This window comes from Hansschlegelia sp. KR7-227 (assembly GCF_049446035.1).
In the GTDB taxonomy this organism is placed as follows: Bacteria; Pseudomonadota; Alphaproteobacteria; order Rhizobiales; family Methylopilaceae; genus Methylopila.
Genome location: NZ_JBMSEA010000001.1, coordinates 1,517,214 through 1,534,492, shown reverse-complemented (window position 1 = coordinate 1,534,492; position 17,279 = coordinate 1,517,214). Strand labels below are relative to the sequence as shown.

Below are 17,279 nucleotides of genomic sequence, written 5' to 3'. Positions count from 1 at the left end.
CGGGGCCGGGCGGGTCGTTCGCCGCCGACGCCCTAGACTTTCGCCTTGTCGCCGCCGCGCCGATGGACGCGGACGGCCGGTCGCGCCAAAGAGGAGCCGCCATGCCCCCAGGGACGAGCATCGCCCCCACGCGTCGGGATCTGCTCGAGGGCGCCGCGGTGACGGCTCTCGGCCTCGCCGTCGCCGCGCCGGCCGCCGTAGGCCCCGCCGAGGCGAGGCCTTTGCCGGGGGAGGCTGCGATCAAGCTCACTGTGAACGGCGTGGAGCGGACGCTGGCGGTCGATCCACGCGTCACGCTGCTCGACGCGCTGCGCGAGCGTCTCGCGCTCACGGGCTCCAAGAAGGGCTGCGACCACGGCCAGTGCGGCGCCTGCACGGTGATGGTCGGCGGGCGGCGGATCAATTCCTGCCTCACGCTCGCGGTGATGCACGAGGGCGACGAGATCACGACGATCGAGGGCCTCGCCGAAGGGGATGAGCTGCATCCGATGCAGGCGGCCTTCCTCGCCCATGACGGTTTCCAGTGCGGCTACTGCACGCCCGGACAGATCTGCTCGTCGGTCGCCATGCTGGCGGAGGCGAAGGCCGGCTGGCCGAGCCACGTCACCGCCGATCTCGCAGGCGCGGTCGAGCTGACCGACGCCGAGATTCGCGAGCGCATGAGCGGCAATCTCTGCCGCTGCGCCGCCTATCCCAACATCGTCGCGGCGATCCGCGACGCGAGCGCCGGAGGCGCGACATGACCCCCTTCACCTATGAGCGCGCGACCGATCCGGCGGCGGCCGCGAAGGCGGTCGCCGAACGACCGGACGCGGCCTTCATCGCGGGCGGCACCAATCTCGTCGACCTGATGAAGCTCGGCGTCGCCCGGCCCGCCCATCTGGTCGACGTCTCGCGCCTCGCGCTGTCGGAGATCGAAGAGACGCCCGAAGGCGGCCTCGCGATCGGCGCCCAGGTCAAGAACAGCGATCTCGCGGCGGATCCGCGCGTGCGGACGTCCTATCCGCTTCTGTCCCGGGCGCTGCTCGCGGGCGCCTCCGGCCAGCTGCGCAACGCCGCCTCGACGGGGGGCAATTTGCTGCAGCGGACGCGCTGTCCCTATTTCACCAATGTCGCGACGCCCTGCAACAAGCGGGAGCCTGGGTCGGGCTGCTCGGCGCTCGGCGGGCACAACCGCATGCACGCGGTGCTCGCGGCGACCGACACCTGCATCGCCACGCATCCCTCCGACATGGCGGTCGCGATGTCGGCGCTCGACGCCACGGTCGAGACGGTGACGGGCGCGGGCGAGCGCCGCTCGATCCCGATCGCCGAGCTCTACCGGTCGCCGGAGACCGACCCGCTGCGCGAGACGACGCTTGCGCATGGCGAGCTGATCACCGGCGTGAGGCTGCCGCCGCCGCCGCGCGGGCGGCAGGTCTACCGCAAGGTGCGCGACCGGGCGTCCTACGCCTTCGCGCTCGTCTCGGTCGCCGCGGTCGTCGAGGAGCGCGGCGGCGAGGTGGGCTCGAGCCGCGTCGCGCTCGGGGGCGTCGCGCACAAGCCGTGGCGCTCGGCCTCTGCGGAGGCGGCGCTGGCCGGCGCCCGCTCCGACCGCGAAGCCTTCGCGGAGGCGGCCGACGCGGCGCTCCAGGGCGCGCGCGGCTACGGCCACAATGATTTCAAGATCGACCTCGCGAAGCGGACGATCCGGCGCACGCTCGCCGACGCCGCCGGCGACGTCGCGTGAGGACGCCATGGCGATGACAGCGACGCTCAGCCCCATCGGCCAGCCGCTCGACCGGGTCGACGGCCGGCTCAAGGTCACCGGAGGCGCCCCTTACGCCTATGAACACAGGACGCCGCAGCCGGCGTCCTACGGCGTCATCGTCGGGGCGACGATCGCCAAGGGCCGCGTGACCTCGCTCGACGTCGCCGCGGCGGAACAGGCGCCCGGCGTGCTGATGGTGATGACCCATCGGAACGCGCCGCCGCAGCCCGACTTCGGGCCGCCCCGCCCGAAGGGCAACCGATTCCAGCGCGCGCGGCCGTTCCTCGCGGACGACCGCGTGCGCCATTGGGGCGAGCCGGTCGCGCTCGTGGTGGCGGAGACCTTCGAGGCCGCGCGCGACGCGGCGGCGCTCGTCAAGGCGACGTATGCGGCGGAGGCGCACGCCATCGGCTTGCGCGAGCATCTCGGCGAGGCCTACGCGCCGGAGACGATCAATGTCGGCATGAAGACCGATACGAAGGACGGCGACGTCGACGCCGCCTTGGCGGCTGCGGCGGTCACGATCGACGCCGAATATCACGTCGCGCAGCAGCACCACATGGCGCTCGAGCCGCACGCGTCCCTCGCGTTGTGGGAGGGCGACGAGCTCACCCTCTACACGGCGACCCAGACGGTCGCGAACGCGCGCGCCAGCGTCGCGGCGACGTTGCGCATCCCGAAGGAGAAGGTGCGGATCGTCACCCCTTATATCGGCGGCGGCTTCGGCGGGAAGCTCGGCGTGCGCGCCGACGCGCTGCTCGCCGCCTTCGCGGCGAAGGCGGTCGGCCGGCCGGTGAAGGTGGCGCAGAGCCGCCAGCAGGTGTTCTACACGGCGGGCCACCGTCCGGAGGCGATCCAGCGCGTGCGGCTGGCCGCGACCAAAGAGGGGCGGCTGACCGGCGTCAGCCACGACGTCTGGATGCAGTCCTGCCCGACGGAGGAATACGCCGAGCAGACCGCGGCCACCACGCGGGCGATCTACGCCGCGCCGGCGATCGCGACCTCGCACCGCCTCGTCAATCTCGACATGCAGGGCGGAGAGCCGGTGCGCGCGCCGGGCGAGGCGCCGGGCATGCTGGCGCTCGAAAGCGCGATGGACGAGCTCGCCGTCAAGCTCGGCATGGACCCGGTCGAGCTGCGCATCCTGAACGACGCCCAGACCGACCCGGAAAAGAAGGTCCCGTTCTCCTCTCGCAGGCTGGTCGAATGCCTGCGCGAGGGCGCGAGCCGCTTCGGCTGGGCGGACCGCCCGAAGACGCCGCGTTCCCGGCGCGACGGCGCGCAGCTGATCGGCTACGGCATGTCGTCGGCCATGCGGCCGAACTACATCGGCGCGGCGGCGGCCCATGTCTCGATCGACGAGCGGCGCAAGGTGACCGTGCGGATCGACATGACGGACATCGGCACCGGCACCTACACCATCCTGACCCAGGTTGCGGCCGACGCGCTCGGCGTGCCCGTGTCCGACGTGACGGTGGAGCTCGGCGACAGCCGGTTCCCAGCGAGCCCGGGCTCCGGCGGCTCGTGGGCGCGGCGAGCTCGTCGGCGGCGGTGCACGACGCCTGCGAGGCGCTGAAGGCGAAGATCGCCCAGACCAACGAGCCGCGGGCGCTCGAGGCGACCGGCTCCGTCAAGGCGATGAAGGACAATCCGGACTACAAGAACTTCTCGCAATATTGCTTCGGCGCGCATTTCGCCGAGGTCGCCATCGACGAGGACACCGGCGAGATCCGGCTGCGGCGCATGCTCGGCGTCTTCGCGGCCGGGCGCATCCTCAACGCCAAGACCGCGCGATCGCAGATGATCGGCGGCATGATCTGGGGCGTCTCGTCCGCCTTGTTCGAGGAGGCGGTGAACGACGCCCGCTTCGGCCATGTCGTGAACGGCGACCTCGCCGAGTATCACGTCGCCTCCCATGCCGACGCGCCGAACGTCGACGCCGTCTTCCTCGACGAGCGCGACGACAAAGCGAACGCGCTCGGCGCCAAGGGCGTCGGCGAGCTCGGCATCTGCGGGGCGGGCGCCTCGATCGCGAACGCCGTGTTCAACGCCACGGGCGTGCGGGTCCGGGACTTTCCGATCACGCTCGACAAGGTGCTGGCGGGCTGAACGACTTGGCCGAGGGGCGGCCGAGTGGAGCGCCTCGGCAACAGGCTCCGGCCGGTTCTTTCCGGGGAGGCGGGCCGGGATTTCAGCGCGTTCCGCGAATAAAATTGCCAGGGGCTTGTGTTTTCCGACGCCGGAAGGCATCTTGCGCCGGTCGATAGACGGCCAGAGGACTTGGCCCTGCGCGCGCTAAGTCGCGTGCGTTGCTGATGAATTCTATGCCAGACGAAGCGAAATTCGATGGGCTTGCGCTATGCGGGCCCCGCACCACCGATACATCTGAGAGGGTTTCCCATGACCACGGGAACCGTGAAATGGTTCAACGCCCAGAAGGGCTTCGGCTTCATTCAGCCGGACGACGGCGGCAATGACGCCTTCGTTCACATCAGCGCCGTCGAGCGCGCCGGCATCGGCGACCTCCGCGAGGGCCAGAAGGTGAACTTCGAGCTCGTGCAGGACCGCAAGAGCGGCAAGATGTCGGCTGACAACCTTAAGGTCGTAGGCTGATCCGACGACGCGCCGCCGCCCCTCGCGGGAGGCGGGCCGCGCGGCCGAGCCGCGCCTGAGCCGAGTGAACGCTCCGCAGTTTCAAAACCCCGTCGCCTCATCGAGGCGGCGGGGTTTTTCGTTCGAAGGGGCCGAACGCCGTCCGCTCGTCAGTTCGAGCGGAATCCGCCGCCGCCGGGGACCGCCGTGCGCGGAGCGCCGGCGCCGGCCGACGATCCGGCCGAGGAAGCGGCCAGCGGACGGCGTGCGTCAGGACGGAGCTTCTTCTTCGGCGCCGGCAGCAAGCCTTCGCGCTGGGCGGCCTTGCGCGCCACCTTGCGCGACCTGCGGATCGCCTCGGCCTTTTTGCGGTTCCGCTCTTCCGACGGCTTCTCGTAAGATTTGCGACGCTTCATCTCGCGGAAGACGCCTTCGCGCTGCATCTTCTTCTTGAGGACGCGAAGGGCCTGATCGACGTTGTTGTCGCTGACGAAAACTTTCAACGTGTCTCCTAACGGGGCTTGAAGAAAAAGGTTCGTGGAACGGCGCGCTCAGGAGCCGGACGCGGGATCCGGCGAGGGGGTCTCGGCCGTCGTCGATTCGATGGCCGCCGGCCAACTCAGGGAGCCCTGATGAACGCTCGGCAGGTCCCCGCTCGCGACGACATGGGCGACCGGTCCGCCGGATGAGCCCTTCTTGTCGCTCGTCAGCATGAGTTTCAGCTCATGGCCGTCGTCGGTCACGAACCGGACGTCGTTCTGGCCCTTGGCGAGCGCAAGCGCATGCGGGTCGGCCTCGAGCTCGCCGGAACTGGTGAGCATGCCGCCCTTGTTCTGGAAGCACTCGATTTCAAGGCTGGCGCGCGCCGAGCCGCCGGCGGGGGAGGTCAGGACGCCTTTGCAAGAGATGGTGCCGAGGTAGCGCACGAGGGCCGCTTTCTGAGACGAGGCGCGAGCGTCGCGCGGGGGTGTGACGTGTCCGCGGACGCGAAGGCGTCGTGCGGCGATGGAAACGGCGCCCAGGCTGGCCGCGGCCGCCCGCGTCGCCATGCTGAGCCCGTCGGCCGAGTCGCCGCCGCGATGGAGGCCGGGACGGCCGGCGCGAGGCGGGACGGCGAATTCAAATCTTTCGACCGGCCCTTCCTATCGCCGAATTACGTATCTAAGTAGGTCATGCAGCTATGACCCAAGAATAGCGGCGTCAGGCATGGCGAAGAGCCGCACGGCGCCGACGGTCTACGACCGGGACGCCTGCGTGACATATAGTCATTCGCAACCAAATTGCGACCCGCACCCTCCTCATCTCTCGCGCGCGTACCATTTTTACCGCTCGGCGCGGTGGGCGCCCGCGCGGGCCTCGGTCCGCCGCCGTTTGAAAGGAGCGCCTCGTGAGCGTCGGACTGATCGCTTTGCTGGACGACGTCGCGGCGCTTGCGAAAGTGGCGGCCGCTTCGCTCGATGACGTCGCGGGCCAAGCCGCGAAGGCCGGAGCGAAGGCGGCGGGCGTGGTGATCGACGACGCGGCGGTGACGCCGCGCTACGTCGTGGGCTTCGCCGCGGACCGCGAACTGCCGATCGTCGCGCGCATCGCGGTGGGCTCGCTCAAGAACAAGCTGCTGATCCTGCTGCCGGCGGCGCTCGCTTTGAGCTTCTTCGCCCCCTGGAGCATCACGCCGCTGCTGATGCTCGGCGGCGCCTTCCTCTGCTACGAGGGGACCGAGAAGGTCTATGAGGCGCTGTTTCCGCACAAGGCGCATGCGCATGAGGCGGCGATCGCCGGCGGCGCCGACGCCAAGACCCTCGAAGAGCAGAAGATCGCCGGCGCGATCAAGACCGATTTCATCCTCTCCGCCGAGATCATGGCGATCACGCTCGCGGCGGCGCCCGACGGCGGTTTCTGGATGAAGGCGATCGTGCTCGCGGTCGTGGGCCTCGGCATCACCGTCGCGGTCTATGGCGTCGTGGCGCTGATCGTAAAGGCCGACGACGCCGGCGTCGCGCTCGCCAAGACCGGCTCCGCTTCGGCCTTTGGATCGATCGCGCGCGGCGTCGGGCGAGGTCTGGTCGTGGGCATGCCGGTGCTGCTGAAGCTGCTCGCCATCGTCGGCACCGCCGCCATGGTCTGGGTCGGCGGCGGCATCATCGTCCATGGGCTCGCGCAATACGGGCTGCCGGCGATCGAACACGCCATCCACGCCGTGGCGGTCGGGGCCGCGCACGCCGTTCCCGCGGCTTCCGGCGCGGTCGAATGGATCGTCACGGCCGCCGGCTCCGGCGTCGTCGGCCTCGCGCTCGGCGCGGCGATCATCCCGCTGGTCGGCTTCGTGCTCGCGCCGGCGGCGGCGGGCCTCCGGGGGCTGTTCGGCGGCAAGCCGGCGCAGGCGGAGCGCTAGCGCGGGGATCACGTCGCCCCGCCTCGTTCGCCTCGCACCGCAGCTGTCTTTCCGGGACATGCCCGGATTGACGGGCGAGGATCGCCCGCTTCAAAGCGAGCCGATCACGCTCCAGCGGAGGGCGCTCCCGTCAGACGAGGTGGGAGCCTTCGCCTACCAGTAGGTCTTGCCCTTGCGGAGCTTCTCGAGGCTCCGCGCGGCCTTCTTCAGGAGCCGCGGCGCGGCGGCGTCCGCCTCGGCGCTGCGGCGGCCCGCCGCGAAGGCGGCGGCGCCGTCCCCGACGTCCGCGGCGTCGTCGGCGGCGGTCCGCATCAGGCCATGGGCGGTCGCGATGTCGTTGAGTCCGCCCAGTTCATCCTGAAGCGCCTTCAGCCGCTTGCCGAACGCCTTGGTCCGGCGCGCTCGCTTCTCGGCGAACAGCGGCGCGAAGAAGCCGTCCGCGTAGCGCAGCTTCTTGGCTTCGATGCGGACCTCGTGCCGCTTCTCGGGCGACAGCGCCTCGAGTTTGCGGCCGCGCTTGAGGACGCGTTTGAGGCGTCGTTCGAGCAGATCGGCGGCGAAGTCCGTGATCGGCGTCCGGCGCAGGGCGGCCGTGTCCTCCCGCCTGCGCCAGTCGCCGAGCGCGAGCCATTCCGTGAGGTCGAGCATGACCTCGCGCGAGGCGGGCGAGCGGAGCGTCTCCAGCGCGGCCAGATAGGCCGCGTCGCGCCGCTCGCCGAGGACAGCGGAGAGCGCCCGCCGCTCGTCGGTCTCGTCGGTGACGGCCTCGAAATCGGCGATCTGGACGTCGAGGTCCCGCGCGTCGCCGAGCGCGCCCGCCAGCCGCTTCAGCCCGGCGAGAACGCCGGCCGACCGCCCGTCGGACACGACCGGCTTGAACAGCGTGAAGGCGGAGCGCAACCGGCGCAGCGCGACGCGCGCCTGATGGATCGCTTCCGGGGCCGGCGTCTCGAGCAACGCGTCCTCGTTCAGCCGGAACTGGCCGACGCAATCCGCGGCGATGGCGCGGAACGCCTGCTCGACGGTCATCTCCGCCCGGACCGGCGACGGGCCGGCCTGGAAGGCCTGCTTGCCGTCGCCTTCGATCAGCGCGTAGCCGCGGGCCGATTTCGAGAGCACGCTGATCCTGAGCGGGGTGGCCGCCGCGAGATCGCGCGCAACCGCAAACAGCGCGGAGGGCCGGCCGGACAGCAGCTCCAGCTCCACCTCGCAGAACGCCGCGCGGCGGCCGTCGATCTCGACCGCCGCGTCGTCGAGCGCGACCTCGATGGCGGCGCCGTCGCGCTCGACGAGGAAGATCGTCCGCAGGTTCACGGTGGTGAAGGCGGGGCGCCAGCTCTCCGGCGCGACCCCGGCTTCTCCGAGCGCGGCGGTCATGAGCGCGGTCTCGTTGGCGTCGAGCGTCGGGACGTCGGCGGTCGCCCGCCGCTCGATCTCGGTTCGGTCGAACAGCCCGGCGTCCGCGCCTCCGCGCTTCAGCGTCTGCACGCGCTTGCGGCCCTCGCGGCGGATCCGCAGCGACAGGCCGGCCTCCCGCAGGGAGAAGCGCTCGTCGTCGAAATAGACGCTGACGAGCCGCGTCGCGCGGCCTGAGAGCTTCGCGCCGGCGTCCGCCTTGAGGCGGGCCGCGACGAGCGGGAGCGCTTCCGCCGGCGCCTGAAGCTTGAGCTCGATCTCGCGCGCGTCGCCCGAAGCTTCCGGCGCGCCTGCGGTCAAAGCTGGCCCTTCATCAAGCTCGGTCATGCACATCCATGGGTAAGGGCGCCGCGCGGGGCGCGCGCGGCCGACCGGCCGATATGGACGCGGCCGACTGTCACAAACAAGTCACGTGCGCTCGGAGCCGCCGGCTGAGGCGTTCGCGGCCGTCATGGTCCGGCGCTTGCAGGCCTCGCGGCCGACATCCCGAGCGGGACAACCGTGCTGGAGGCGGCGGTGACGTGGACGATCGATTCCGAGACCGGCGCGCTCACCGACGTGCTGCTGTGCCCGCCGACGCACTACCGATGGATCGAGACCAACGCGATCGCGATGGAGACGCTCGCCTCAGGGCGGCGGATCGAGATCGATCGGCTGCGCGGGCAGTTTCGCGAGCTCGAGGCCGCGTTCGACGAGGCCGGCGTCGTCCGGCGCCACCTCGAGCCCGAGCCGCATCTGCCTTACCAGGTCTACACGCGCGACTCGAGCCAGACGACGCCCTGGGGACCCGTGCTGACGCAGCTGGCGTTGCCGGCGCGGCGCGGCGAGGCCGCGTCCGTCCTGCGGTTCCACGGCGCCGCGGACGGCTTCTGGCGCTACGCCAGCCGCGGAACGATCGAGGGCGGCGACATCCACATCGTGCGCCCGGGGCTTCTCATCGTCGGTCATTCCGGCGTTCGCACCACGCGCGACGGAGCGGAGCAGTTCGCGGGCTGGTTCGAGGCCGAAGGTTGGGAAATCCGGCTTCAGCCCTTCGCCGCGCATTTCCTCCATCTCGACGTCGCGTTCTGCATGGCGGCCGAAGGGCTCGCCGTCGCCTGCCTCGAGGTCCTGGGCGACGACTTCGCCTCTTTCCTCAAGTCACGCGGCATACGTGTGGTCGAGGCGAGCTACCGCGAGGCGATGGCGATGAGCTGCAACCTGCTGGCGCTGGGGCGGGGCCGCGTGATCTCGCCGCGCCACTCCGCCCGCATCAACGCGGCGCTCAGGGCCGAAGGACTGGAGGTGCTCGATCCGGAGCTCGATGTGTTCGCGGCCGGCGGGGGCAGCGTGCATTGCATGACGATGCCGCTTAGGCGGGAGCCGGCCTGACGTTTTCGCGCGGCGGGGGGAGGGGTTTCGAGGCGGATCCCGCTGCCGTCATTCCGGGCCTGTCCCGGAATCCATTCCCTCCGCGCTCGGAATGGCATGGCGCCGGCGGCGGAAATGGATCCCGGGACCAGCCCGGGATGACGGTTCGGGGATCTTTTGGTTCAAGCGGGCGCGCCCCTCAGGCGCAGGCGGCGACCGTGTCGTAGCGGCGGCCGACATAGATCAGCGCCTCGGACGGCTCGCCCAGGCCGATCGCGACGACCTCGCAGAACAGCACCGCATGGGTGCCGACGTCGACGACGCTCGCCACCCGGCAATCGAAGGAGGCGAGCGCCCCTTCGAGCACGGGCGCGCCGGTCTCCGCCGTCGTCCAGACGGCGGCGGCGAAGCGCTCGTCCACATGGGTGCGGCCGCCGAACAGGTTCGACAGCGCGACATGCTCGGGCGCCAGCGTGTTGACGCAGAGCGCGCCGTTGGCGCGGAACGCCTCGCCGACCGAGCTGTCGCGCTTCACGCAGACGAGCAGGGTCGGCGGCGCGTCCGTGACGCTGCAGACGGCGGTCGCGGTGAAGCCGGCCCGACCGGCGGGGCCGTCGGTCGTGACCACGTTGACGGCCGCGGCGACCGAGGCCATCGCGTCTCGGTAGCGCTCCTTCGTGAGCGGAGCTTCGATCGCTTCGGGGCAGGTGTCGGACATGGCGGCGACGTCTTTCGCAGGGGTCGTGTCGCTCAGAACTCGAGCAGGTTGTCGCGCAGCTTTTCGTGGGCGTAGGCCGTGCGCGCAAGGCCGCGCTTCTGCAGGGCGGGCACCAGCCCGTCGGCGACCTCCACGATGAAGCGGCGGCTGACGCGCAGCACGGGCGTCGTGATCAGGAAGCCGTCGCCGCCGACCTCCTCCATCACCTCGCCCATGCGGTCGGCGACCGTGTCCGGCGTGCCGACGAGCTCGACGGAGGACACCAGTCCGCCGCCGCCGTCGACCACCAGCTCCTTCAGCGTCTTGCCGCTGCCCCATTGCTGGAACTTGTCGAGCGTGCCGGACTCGCCATTGGTCACGAGCTTTTCCGGCAGCGGCTTGTCGAGGTCGAACTGCGCGAAGTCGATCTCGGTGATGGCCGAGAGCGAGGCCAGCGTGTCGATGATGAAATGCGGCGAGTTCAGCATGCGCTGGTATTTCTCGCGCGCCTCGTCGTCGGTCTCGCCCAGCGTCGGCGTCACGCAGAACAGCACCTTGACCTGGTCGGGGTCCCGGCCGGCCTTCTCCACGCGCGCGCGGATGTCCTCGCGAAACGCCTTCATCGAGGCGACGCCGCTTGCGACCGAGATGATCGAATCCGCATGCGCGGCCGCAAAGTCGCGGCCCTTGGGCGAGGCCCCGGCCTGGACATAGAGCGGGCGGCCCTGCGGCGAGGGCACGGTGTTGAGCGGCCCCCGGACCTTGAAGTATTTGCCGACGTGGTTGACCGCGTGGACCTTGGCGTCGTCGGCGTAGACGCCGGCGTCGCGGTCGAGCACGATGGCGTCGGCGTCCCAGCTCGCGAACAGCTTGCCCATGACGTCCATATATTCGTCGGCCATCTCGTAGCGCTGGTCGCGCGGCGGCAGCTTGTCCATGCCGAAGTTCTGGGCCGCGAGGTCCTCCGCCGAGGTCACGATGTTCCAGCCGAAGCGGCCCTTGGTCAGGCTGTCGATGGTCGACGACAGCCGCGCCATCAGGAACGGCGGGTAGGCCATGGTCGACATGGTCGCCACCACGCCGAGGCGCGAGGTCGCCATGCCCATCGCCACCGCGAGCGGGGCTGGGTCGTGCTTCGGCACCATCATGCCGTGGTTGAGCGAGGCCTTGGACGAGCCGCCATAGGTCTGCGGCACCATCAGCTTGTCCTCGATCATGATGTAGTCGAAGCAGGCGCGCTCCAGGGTCTTCGCCATCTCGACATAGAACTGTCCGTCCCAGGGCAGGCCGCCTTGCCCAAAGGGCTCGCGCCACTCGTCGGGGGTGAAGTTCATGAACCAGGCGAGGTGGAAGCGCTTGTCGGCCATGTCTTCAGTCCTTTTCATGGGCGAGGGGCTGCGCCGCCGCGCCTTCCGCCGCCGCGCGCAGGCGGGCGGTCTCGAAGCGGCGGCTGTCGCGAACGATGCGGGGCTTGGCGCAGAAGTCGGAGGCGATGGTGGCGCCGTAACGCTCCGGCGCCTGGGGGTCGTGGCGGCGCTTGTCGATCGCGACGACCCGCGTGCCGAGATGGAAGGCCTCCATCAGGTCGTGCGTCACCATCACAATGGTCATCGCCTCCTCCTCCCAGAGCTCGTGGACCAGCACGTGCATCGCGCGCCGCGAGCCGGGATCGAGCGCGCCGAACGGCTCGTCGAGCAGCAGCACCTTCGGCTTGTTGATCAGGGCCTGGGCGAGCGCCAGCCGCTGCTGCATGCCGCCGGACAGCTGCTGCGGATACTTGTCCGCGGCGTCCGCGAGCCCGACGCGGTCGAGCAGCGCCATCGCCTGGTCGACCAGAGCGCGCCGCCTGGCGCCGAACAGGCGTCCAAGTAGGGGAGAGCCGGCCCATTGCGGGCCGAGCATGACGTTCGCCAGCGCCGTCTTGTGCGGGAACACCGAGTAGCGCTGGAACACCACGCCGCGGTCGGCGGTCGGCTCGGAGGCGATCGGCCGGCCGTCGAGCAGGATGCGGCCGCGCGTCGGCCGCTCCTGCGCGAGCAGCAGCCTGAGCAGCGTCGTCTTGCCGACGCCGCTCGGGCCGATCACGACCAGAAACTCGCGATCGGCGAGCTCGAGATCGACGTTCTCGAGCACGATGGTCGAGCCGTACTCCTTCCAGACGCCTTCGAAACGGATCTCGGTCATCACGCGTCCCTGAGCTGGTTCCAGGGAAACAGGGCGATCGACAGCCGGCTGAGGATGAAGTCGAGCAGGAAGGCGAGCAGCGTGATCCAGACGACGTAAGGCAGGATCACGTCCATCGCGAGATAGCGACGGACGAGGAAGATCCGATAGCCGAGGCCGCCTTCCGCGGTGATCGCCTCGGCCGCGATCACGAACAGCCAGGCGGCGCCGAGCGACAGCCGGACCGAGTCGATCAGCCGGGGCAGGGCCTGCGGCAGCACGACGTCGACGATCATCTGCCAGGTCGAGGCGCCGAGCGTCTGCGCCTTGATGATCTGCTCCCGCGGAATCGCGATCACCCGCAGCGCCACGTCGCGGACGATGAACGGCGCCACGCCGAACACGATCAGCACGATCTTGGAGGTCTCGCCCAACCCGAAGGCGATGAACAGGATCGGCAGCACCGCGAGCGGCGGGATCAGCGACAGGGCGGCGAGCACCGGCTGGAAGGTGGCGCGGAGATACGGGATGAAGCCGATCAGCACGCCGCAGACGATGCCGATCAGCGCCGAGACGCCGATGCCGGTCAGCAGGCGGGCGAGGCTGAGCCAGGTGTCGAACCAGAACAGCGGCTGGCCGGCGACCGGGTCGACGCGCGTGATCAGCCGGTGCATCTGCGTGTAGAAGGACGCGAAGCCCGGCATCAGCTTGTCGCTGGCGTCGATCGCAAGCCTTGCGTCGGAGGCGACGAGATAGGCGAGCAGGATCACCGCGAAGGGCGCGGCGCCGAGCGCGACCTTCAGGCCGCGGCTCGGCGGATAGTTGATGATGCGGCGCATCAGGCTCTCTTACCGCGCGCCGTCAGAGCTTGCCGTCCATGGCGAGCTTGGCGAAGGTCGGGTCGATCCGGATCTTCACGCTCTTCTCCGACCCCAGCACGGAGCCGTCGCTCATCTGAATGCCGATCGAGTCGACGCTGTCCGCGCCCTGGCCGTAGAGGCCCTGCTCGAAGCAGAAGGTGCGGACGTAGTTCCAGATCTCCTTGGTCTTCGGCGCAGTCAGGAAGGCGTGCGCCTCGCCCGGCGTCAGGAAGAAGTGGGTGGTCTCCATCTGCGTCTTGAGGCCAGCCTCGTCGGTCCCGAGCGCGCTCGCCATCACCGCCTCGACCTCGTCGCCCTCTTTCCCGCCCGCCTTGATGCGCCCGAGCGCATCGTACCAGGCGCCGGTGACGGCCTTGCCGAAGTCCGGATTGTCCTTCAGCGTCTCGGTCTTGGCGACGAAGATGTCCATGATCTCGCCGGGGATCTCGGAGCTGTCGAACAGGATCTTCGACCCCTTGGCGCCCTTGATCATGTCCGGAACCATCGGCTTCCACGACACCGCGTGCTCGATCTCCGGCTGGGTGATGAAGGCGGCGGAGATCTCGGCGTCCGAGATGTTGGTGGTCTTCACCGCCCCCACGCCCTTCATGTCGTTGATGACGAGCGCGCGGTTCAGGAGATAGTGGGAGACGCTGTACTGCAGGAGGTAGAGGTTCTTGCCGGCGAGCTCCTTCACGGAGTTCGCGGTCTTCGACACGATGGCGTCGTTGCCGTTGGAGTAGTCGGTGATCAGGAACAGCGAGCTGTCGACGCCGCCGGCGGCGGGCATGACCAGCTGGTCCATGTTGGTCATCGCCACCGCGTCGAGGTCGCCCGCGATGAACTGGTTGATGCCGGCGACGTAGTCGTTGATCGGGACGATCTCGACCTCGATGCCGTATTTGTCTGCCCATGTCTTCATCACGCCCGACGTGCGCAGCCACTCGAGCGGCTCGAAGCCGACATAGATGACGAAGCCGAGCTTGAAGGTTTTCTTCGGCGCGGCCGCGGCGGGCTGCGCCAGACCCCCGGCCAGCACGACGCCAAGCGCCAGGGCGACGACCACGGCATGGACGAAACGCTTCATCGCGGGCTCCCGATCGGCGCGCCCTGCTCGACGGCGCTATTAAACACGTGTTTAATATGCCTCCGAACGAGCCACTTGTGCAGCGCAAAATCTAGGCGCCCCAGCATGCCTCAAACCGTTGAATTCAGAGCCCGGCGCCCGTGAGCGGGGCGGCGTCTGCGCGCGTGGCGCGCATCCCCTCGGGCGACGCCGCGCCGGCGGTCCGACGTCGCCTCGCGCCCGCCGAGCGGACGGAGCTGATCCTCGACGAGGCGCTCAGGCTGTTCGCCGAGCGGCACTACAGCAACGTCACCATGCGCGACATCGCGGCCGCCTGCGGGATCAACCAGGCGCTGATCTACCATTACTTCGACAGCAAGGAGCACCTGTTCCGCCGCGCTTTGGGCTACGCCATCGAGCAGCTTCACGCCGGCTACGCCGCCGTCAGGGCGAAGGCGCAGGACCCGCGGGGCGAGATCATGTCGTGGCTCGACATGCACGTCTCGATCGCGGCCACGATCACGCGGATGACCAAGCTGATGGCGGACCATTCGGCGTCGAACGGCGGAGAGGCGGAGACCGGCGCGCTGATCGCGCATTTCTACGCCTTCGAGCAGGGGCTGCTCGAGGACTGCATCCGCCGCGGCGTGGCCGCCCGGCAGTTTCGCGCCGTGGACGTCGCGCGGACCGCGCGCACCGTCAGCCTTCAGCTCGACGGCATCTTCTTCGCGTCGTCGAGCCGCGGCGACGACCGCATCGCCGAGGACATCGACGACCTGCGCGAGCTGGTCGCGGCGCTGCTCGACCGGCCCGGGGACGGAGCGTGATCGTCGCGGCCTACCAGATGGTCGCCGCGTGCGGCGGTGTCGCCGCCAACCTCGCGGCGATCGAGCGCGCCGCCGAGGCGGCGGCGGGGCAGGGCGCGCGAATCCTCGTCGCGCCGGAGCTCGCGATCACCGGCTATGGCGCGGGCGACGCCATCCGCGCGCTGGCTGAGCCGGTCGACGGCCCGCAGCTGACGGCGCTGTCCTCCGTCGCGCGGCGGCTCGGGATCGCGCTCGCCTTCGGCTTCGCGGAACGTGAGGGGACGACGATCTACAATTCCGCGGCGTTCCTCTCGCCGGACGGCTGGATGAGGACCCACCGCAAGGTCTTCCTCTACGGCGCTTATGAGAAAGCGCTTTTCACTGCGGCCAAGACTCTGTCGGGCCCCTTCGCCTTCGAGGGCGCGACGGTGGGCATGCGGGTCTGCTTCGACGTCGAGTTTCCCGAAAGCGTGCGCGCCCTGGCGCTGGCCGGAGCCGACCTCGTGCTGGCGCCGACGGCCTTACCGGCCGGCCCGGGCTCCGACTTCATCGCCCGGACGATGGCGCCGACGCGGGCTTTCGAGAATGGCGTCACGCTGGTCTACGCCGATCACGCCGGTCGCGACGGCGCCTTCTCCTATGCCGGCCAGAGCGTGATCGCCTTCGCCGACGGACGCGAGGGCGCGCGCGCAGGCGCCGAGGGAGAAGCGCTGCTGGTCGCGGCGATCGATCCGGCGGCCGCGCTCCGCGCCCGGACCGAGAACGATTACCTCGGGGAGCTCGCGGCCGTCTCCGGGGCGGCTCTCGCCCCAATGCCGGGTTGAGCGGGTCGGCGGCGTCAGTTCCCGCAAGCCTCCGCCGGCCTGCGAACGAAAACGCCGCGCTCTCGCGAGCGCGGCGTCTGGTGGGTTCCGGCCTTCAGCCGGAAAAGCTCACTTCAGCTTGTTGAGCGACGTGTCGAAGGCGATCTTGCCGACGACCGTGCTGCCGCACCAGCTGCGCGCGCCCGCGAAGGCGTAGCACTCGTTCTTGCTGAGGTTCGTGTCGGTGTAGCGGACGTCGACCGTCATGGCCTTGTAGGTCACGCCGCCGCCGACGTTCCAGGTCCAGTAGTCCGGCGGGTTGAAGCCGCTGTCGGTCTTCTTGACCCACTGCTTGCCAACCTCGCCCGAGATATAGAAGCCGAGGTTCGGCATCGAGGCGACGGGGATGTTCACCTTCGGAACGATCGAGAGATAGAGCTCTTCAGCCCCCGTGTTCACGAAGTCGCTGCTCCACCAGATGTTGCCGGTGATCGAGCCGAAGTCGCCGAAGGAGTAGCTGGGGAGCGCCTTGAGCTCCCAGTAGTCGATTTCCTTCTGGCCGGGGAACTGCTTGTGTTCGCCCGGGTACCAGTAATACAGGCCGCCGACGTCGAGGGTGAAGGCGTCCCAGGTGTGACGGATGCCGGCGTAGAGATCGACTTCGGCCGCCGGATCGGTCAGGCCGCGACGCTCGGGGAAGCTGACGCTCGACGCCCAGACGCCGGCGTAGACCCAGTCGAACAGCTGCAGTTCGGCGTAACCCTGAATGGCCGGATTGTTGTTCGTCTGCGTAATGCCGCGGAACCGGTAGTCGGTCACGCCGGCGACGCCGAAGGCGATGTCCCAGTTCGGCGTGACTTCCGCCGCGACGATCGGCTCGGAGACGGCGAGGTCGGCGGCCTGCGCGCCGCCAACCATCATCGCGCCGGCGGCGACGCCGATCAGAGCCTTGTATGCTACCCCCGCAAGTCCGCTCATTTGAGTTCCCCGCTTCACGAAATTGTTGCCCAGTTCCGCAAAGAGCCTGAGCCTCCACGGCTTCGCAGTCGAGTTTCAATGACGCGCCGCACAAGCAAAGTGCGGGCGCGATGTTTTTTTGCCACATTTGTATAATTCCAGCGCGAATACGATGGTCTAAACATCGCAGTGACGTTCGGGCACGTCCGCCGGCGCCAAAGTCGCCCCTGTATCCATGGCGCGAGAAGTGTTCGCCGTTCAATACAGCTTGCACGCGACCTCTGACTGCGACCGAGATGACAAATTCGCGAAAGACAGCGGGCCGGAAGGTCTCCCGGACACGCTGATCTGACGACGGGCCCGGAAAATCGGCCACGCTCTCTTGGAAGCACTTGAGCGTCGTCGAGATCGCGGCTGAGCATCGTCC

The 17,279-nt window shown here is 69.4% G+C and carries 16 protein-coding genes and 1 pseudogene; 8 read left to right on the top strand and 9 right to left on the bottom strand.

All coding sequences use genetic code 11. The features are described from left to right. The first annotated feature begins 101 nt into the window (after window positions 1–101). From ACO2RJ_RS07135 to ACO2RJ_RS07120, 4 genes and pseudogenes are all read left to right on the top strand, one after another. The gene (locus ACO2RJ_RS07135) at window positions 102–743 is read left to right on the top strand and encodes a 2Fe-2S iron-sulfur cluster-binding protein (protein WP_423267294.1); all 642 of its coding nucleotides are present in this window, start codon (window positions 102–104) and stop codon (window positions 741–743) included. Further along, window positions 740–1,729, top strand: a complete 990-nt coding sequence (locus tag ACO2RJ_RS07130) for an FAD binding domain-containing protein (RefSeq protein WP_423267293.1) — start codon at window positions 740–742, stop codon at window positions 1,727–1,729. The genes ACO2RJ_RS07135 and ACO2RJ_RS07130 overlap by 4 nt, the downstream gene beginning before the upstream one ends. A gap of 13 nt (window positions 1,730–1,742) precedes the next feature. Beyond that, window positions 1,743–3,859 (top strand): annotated as a pseudogene (locus ACO2RJ_RS07125) (xanthine dehydrogenase family protein molybdopterin-binding subunit). A gap of 291 nt (window positions 3,860–4,150) precedes the next feature. Beyond that, window positions 4,151–4,363, top strand: coding sequence for a cold-shock protein (locus tag ACO2RJ_RS07120; RefSeq protein WP_423267292.1), 213 nt, complete (start codon window positions 4,151–4,153; stop codon window positions 4,361–4,363). 149 nt (window positions 4,364–4,512) lie between these two features. On the opposite strand, the gene rpsU is transcribed toward ACO2RJ_RS07120, so the two are convergent. Next, complete coding sequence (gene rpsU, locus ACO2RJ_RS07115; RefSeq protein ID WP_423267291.1) at window positions 4,513–4,845, bottom strand: 30S ribosomal protein S21; 333 nt, start codon at window positions 4,843–4,845, stop codon at window positions 4,513–4,515. A gap of 48 nt (window positions 4,846–4,893) precedes the next feature. Then, window positions 4,894–5,268 (bottom strand): hypothetical protein, encoded by a 375-nt coding sequence (locus ACO2RJ_RS07110; protein WP_423267290.1) that lies wholly within the window; start codon window positions 5,266–5,268, stop codon window positions 4,894–4,896. 461 nt (window positions 5,269–5,729) lie between these two features. Here ACO2RJ_RS07110 and ACO2RJ_RS07105 point away from each other — a divergent pair, with 461 nt between their 5' ends. After that, window positions 5,730–6,734 (top strand): DUF808 domain-containing protein, encoded by a 1,005-nt coding sequence (locus ACO2RJ_RS07105; RefSeq protein WP_423267289.1) that lies wholly within the window; start codon window positions 5,730–5,732, stop codon window positions 6,732–6,734. A 153-nt stretch (window positions 6,735–6,887) separates the two neighbouring features. Here ACO2RJ_RS07105 and ACO2RJ_RS07100 read toward each other — a convergent pair whose 3' ends face one another. Continuing rightward, complete coding sequence (locus tag ACO2RJ_RS07100) at window positions 6,888–8,477, bottom strand: CHAD domain-containing protein (protein ID WP_423267288.1); 1,590 nt, start codon at window positions 8,475–8,477, stop codon at window positions 6,888–6,890. A 189-nt stretch (window positions 8,478–8,666) separates the two neighbouring features. On the opposite strand from ACO2RJ_RS07100, the gene ACO2RJ_RS07095 reads away from it, so the two are divergent. Then, the gene (locus tag ACO2RJ_RS07095) at window positions 8,667–9,521 is read left to right on the top strand and encodes a dimethylarginine dimethylaminohydrolase family protein (RefSeq protein ID WP_423267287.1); all 855 of its coding nucleotides are present in this window, start codon (window positions 8,667–8,669) and stop codon (window positions 9,519–9,521) included. 178 nt (window positions 9,522–9,699) lie between these two features. Here the strand turns inward: ACO2RJ_RS07095 and ACO2RJ_RS07090 are convergent, their stop codons facing one another. The 5 genes from ACO2RJ_RS07090 to ACO2RJ_RS07070 are packed head-to-tail and all read right to left on the bottom strand — an operon-like array spanning window position 9,700 to window position 14,307. Continuing rightward, a complete protein-coding gene (locus ACO2RJ_RS07090) occupies window positions 9,700–10,218 on the bottom strand; it encodes a flavin reductase (protein ID WP_423267286.1) in 519 nt (172 codons plus the stop codon). Window positions 10,219–10,250: 32 nt separating this feature from the next. Next, a complete protein-coding gene (locus ACO2RJ_RS07085; protein WP_423267285.1) occupies window positions 10,251–11,564 on the bottom strand; it encodes an NtaA/DmoA family FMN-dependent monooxygenase in 1,314 nt (437 codons plus the stop codon). A 4-nt stretch (window positions 11,565–11,568) separates the two neighbouring features. Further along, on the bottom strand, window positions 11,569–12,381 hold the full coding sequence (locus tag ACO2RJ_RS07080) for an ABC transporter ATP-binding protein (RefSeq protein ID WP_423267284.1): 813 nt from the start codon (window positions 12,379–12,381) through the stop codon (window positions 11,569–11,571). Next, window positions 12,381–13,199, bottom strand: coding sequence for an ABC transporter permease (locus tag ACO2RJ_RS07075; RefSeq protein WP_423267283.1), 819 nt, complete (start codon window positions 13,197–13,199; stop codon window positions 12,381–12,383). Before ACO2RJ_RS07075 ends, ACO2RJ_RS07080 begins: the two co-directional genes overlap by 1 nt. 22 nt (window positions 13,200–13,221) lie before the next feature. Then, window positions 13,222–14,307 (bottom strand): putative urea ABC transporter substrate-binding protein, encoded by a 1,086-nt coding sequence (locus ACO2RJ_RS07070; RefSeq protein WP_423267282.1) that lies wholly within the window; start codon window positions 14,305–14,307, stop codon window positions 13,222–13,224. A gap of 164 nt (window positions 14,308–14,471) precedes the next feature. Here ACO2RJ_RS07070 and ACO2RJ_RS07065 point away from each other — a divergent pair, with 164 nt between their 5' ends. Then, window positions 14,472–15,113, top strand: coding sequence for a TetR/AcrR family transcriptional regulator (locus tag ACO2RJ_RS07065; RefSeq protein WP_423267281.1), 642 nt, complete (start codon window positions 14,472–14,474; stop codon window positions 15,111–15,113). After that, the gene (locus ACO2RJ_RS07060) at window positions 15,110–15,916 is read left to right on the top strand and encodes a nitrilase-related carbon-nitrogen hydrolase (protein WP_423267280.1); all 807 of its coding nucleotides are present in this window, start codon (window positions 15,110–15,112) and stop codon (window positions 15,914–15,916) included. Before ACO2RJ_RS07065 ends, ACO2RJ_RS07060 begins: the two co-directional genes overlap by 4 nt. 108 nt (window positions 15,917–16,024) lie before the next feature. Here the strand turns inward: ACO2RJ_RS07060 and ACO2RJ_RS07055 are convergent, their stop codons facing one another. Beyond that, a complete protein-coding gene (locus tag ACO2RJ_RS07055) occupies window positions 16,025–16,873 on the bottom strand; it encodes a TorF family putative porin (protein WP_423267279.1) in 849 nt (282 codons plus the stop codon). Between the last annotated feature and the right edge of the window lie 406 nt (window positions 16,874–17,279).

Excerpts from the sequence above, each read along its gene's own strand:
- ACO2RJ_RS07135 (WP_423267294.1), top strand. The coding sequence starts at position 102 with ATGCCCCCAGGGACGAGCATCGCCCCCACGCGTCGGGATCTGCTCGAG.
- ACO2RJ_RS07130 (WP_423267293.1), top strand. The coding sequence starts at position 740 with ATGACCCCCTTCACCTATGAGCGCGCGACCGATCCGGCGGCGGCCGCG.
- ACO2RJ_RS07120 (WP_423267292.1), top strand. The coding sequence starts at position 4,151 with ATGACCACGGGAACCGTGAAATGGTTCAACGCCCAGAAGGGCTTCGGC.
- ACO2RJ_RS07100 (WP_423267288.1), bottom strand. The coding sequence starts at position 8,477 with ATGACCGAGCTTGATGAAGGGCCAGCTTTGACCGCAGGCGCGCCGGAA.
- ACO2RJ_RS07090 (WP_423267286.1), bottom strand. The coding sequence starts at position 10,218 with ATGTCCGACACCTGCCCCGAAGCGATCGAAGCTCCGCTCACGAAGGAG.
- ACO2RJ_RS07085 (WP_423267285.1), bottom strand. The coding sequence starts at position 11,564 with ATGGCCGACAAGCGCTTCCACCTCGCCTGGTTCATGAACTTCACCCCC.
- ACO2RJ_RS07080 (WP_423267284.1), bottom strand. The coding sequence starts at position 12,381 with ATGACCGAGATCCGTTTCGAAGGCGTCTGGAAGGAGTACGGCTCGACC.
- ACO2RJ_RS07075 (WP_423267283.1), bottom strand. The coding sequence starts at position 13,199 with ATGCGCCGCATCATCAACTATCCGCCGAGCCGCGGCCTGAAGGTCGCG.
- ACO2RJ_RS07070 (WP_423267282.1), bottom strand. The coding sequence starts at position 14,307 with ATGAAGCGTTTCGTCCATGCCGTGGTCGTCGCCCTGGCGCTTGGCGTC.
- ACO2RJ_RS07055 (WP_423267279.1), bottom strand. The coding sequence starts at position 16,873 with ATGAGCGGACTTGCGGGGGTAGCATACAAGGCTCTGATCGGCGTCGCC.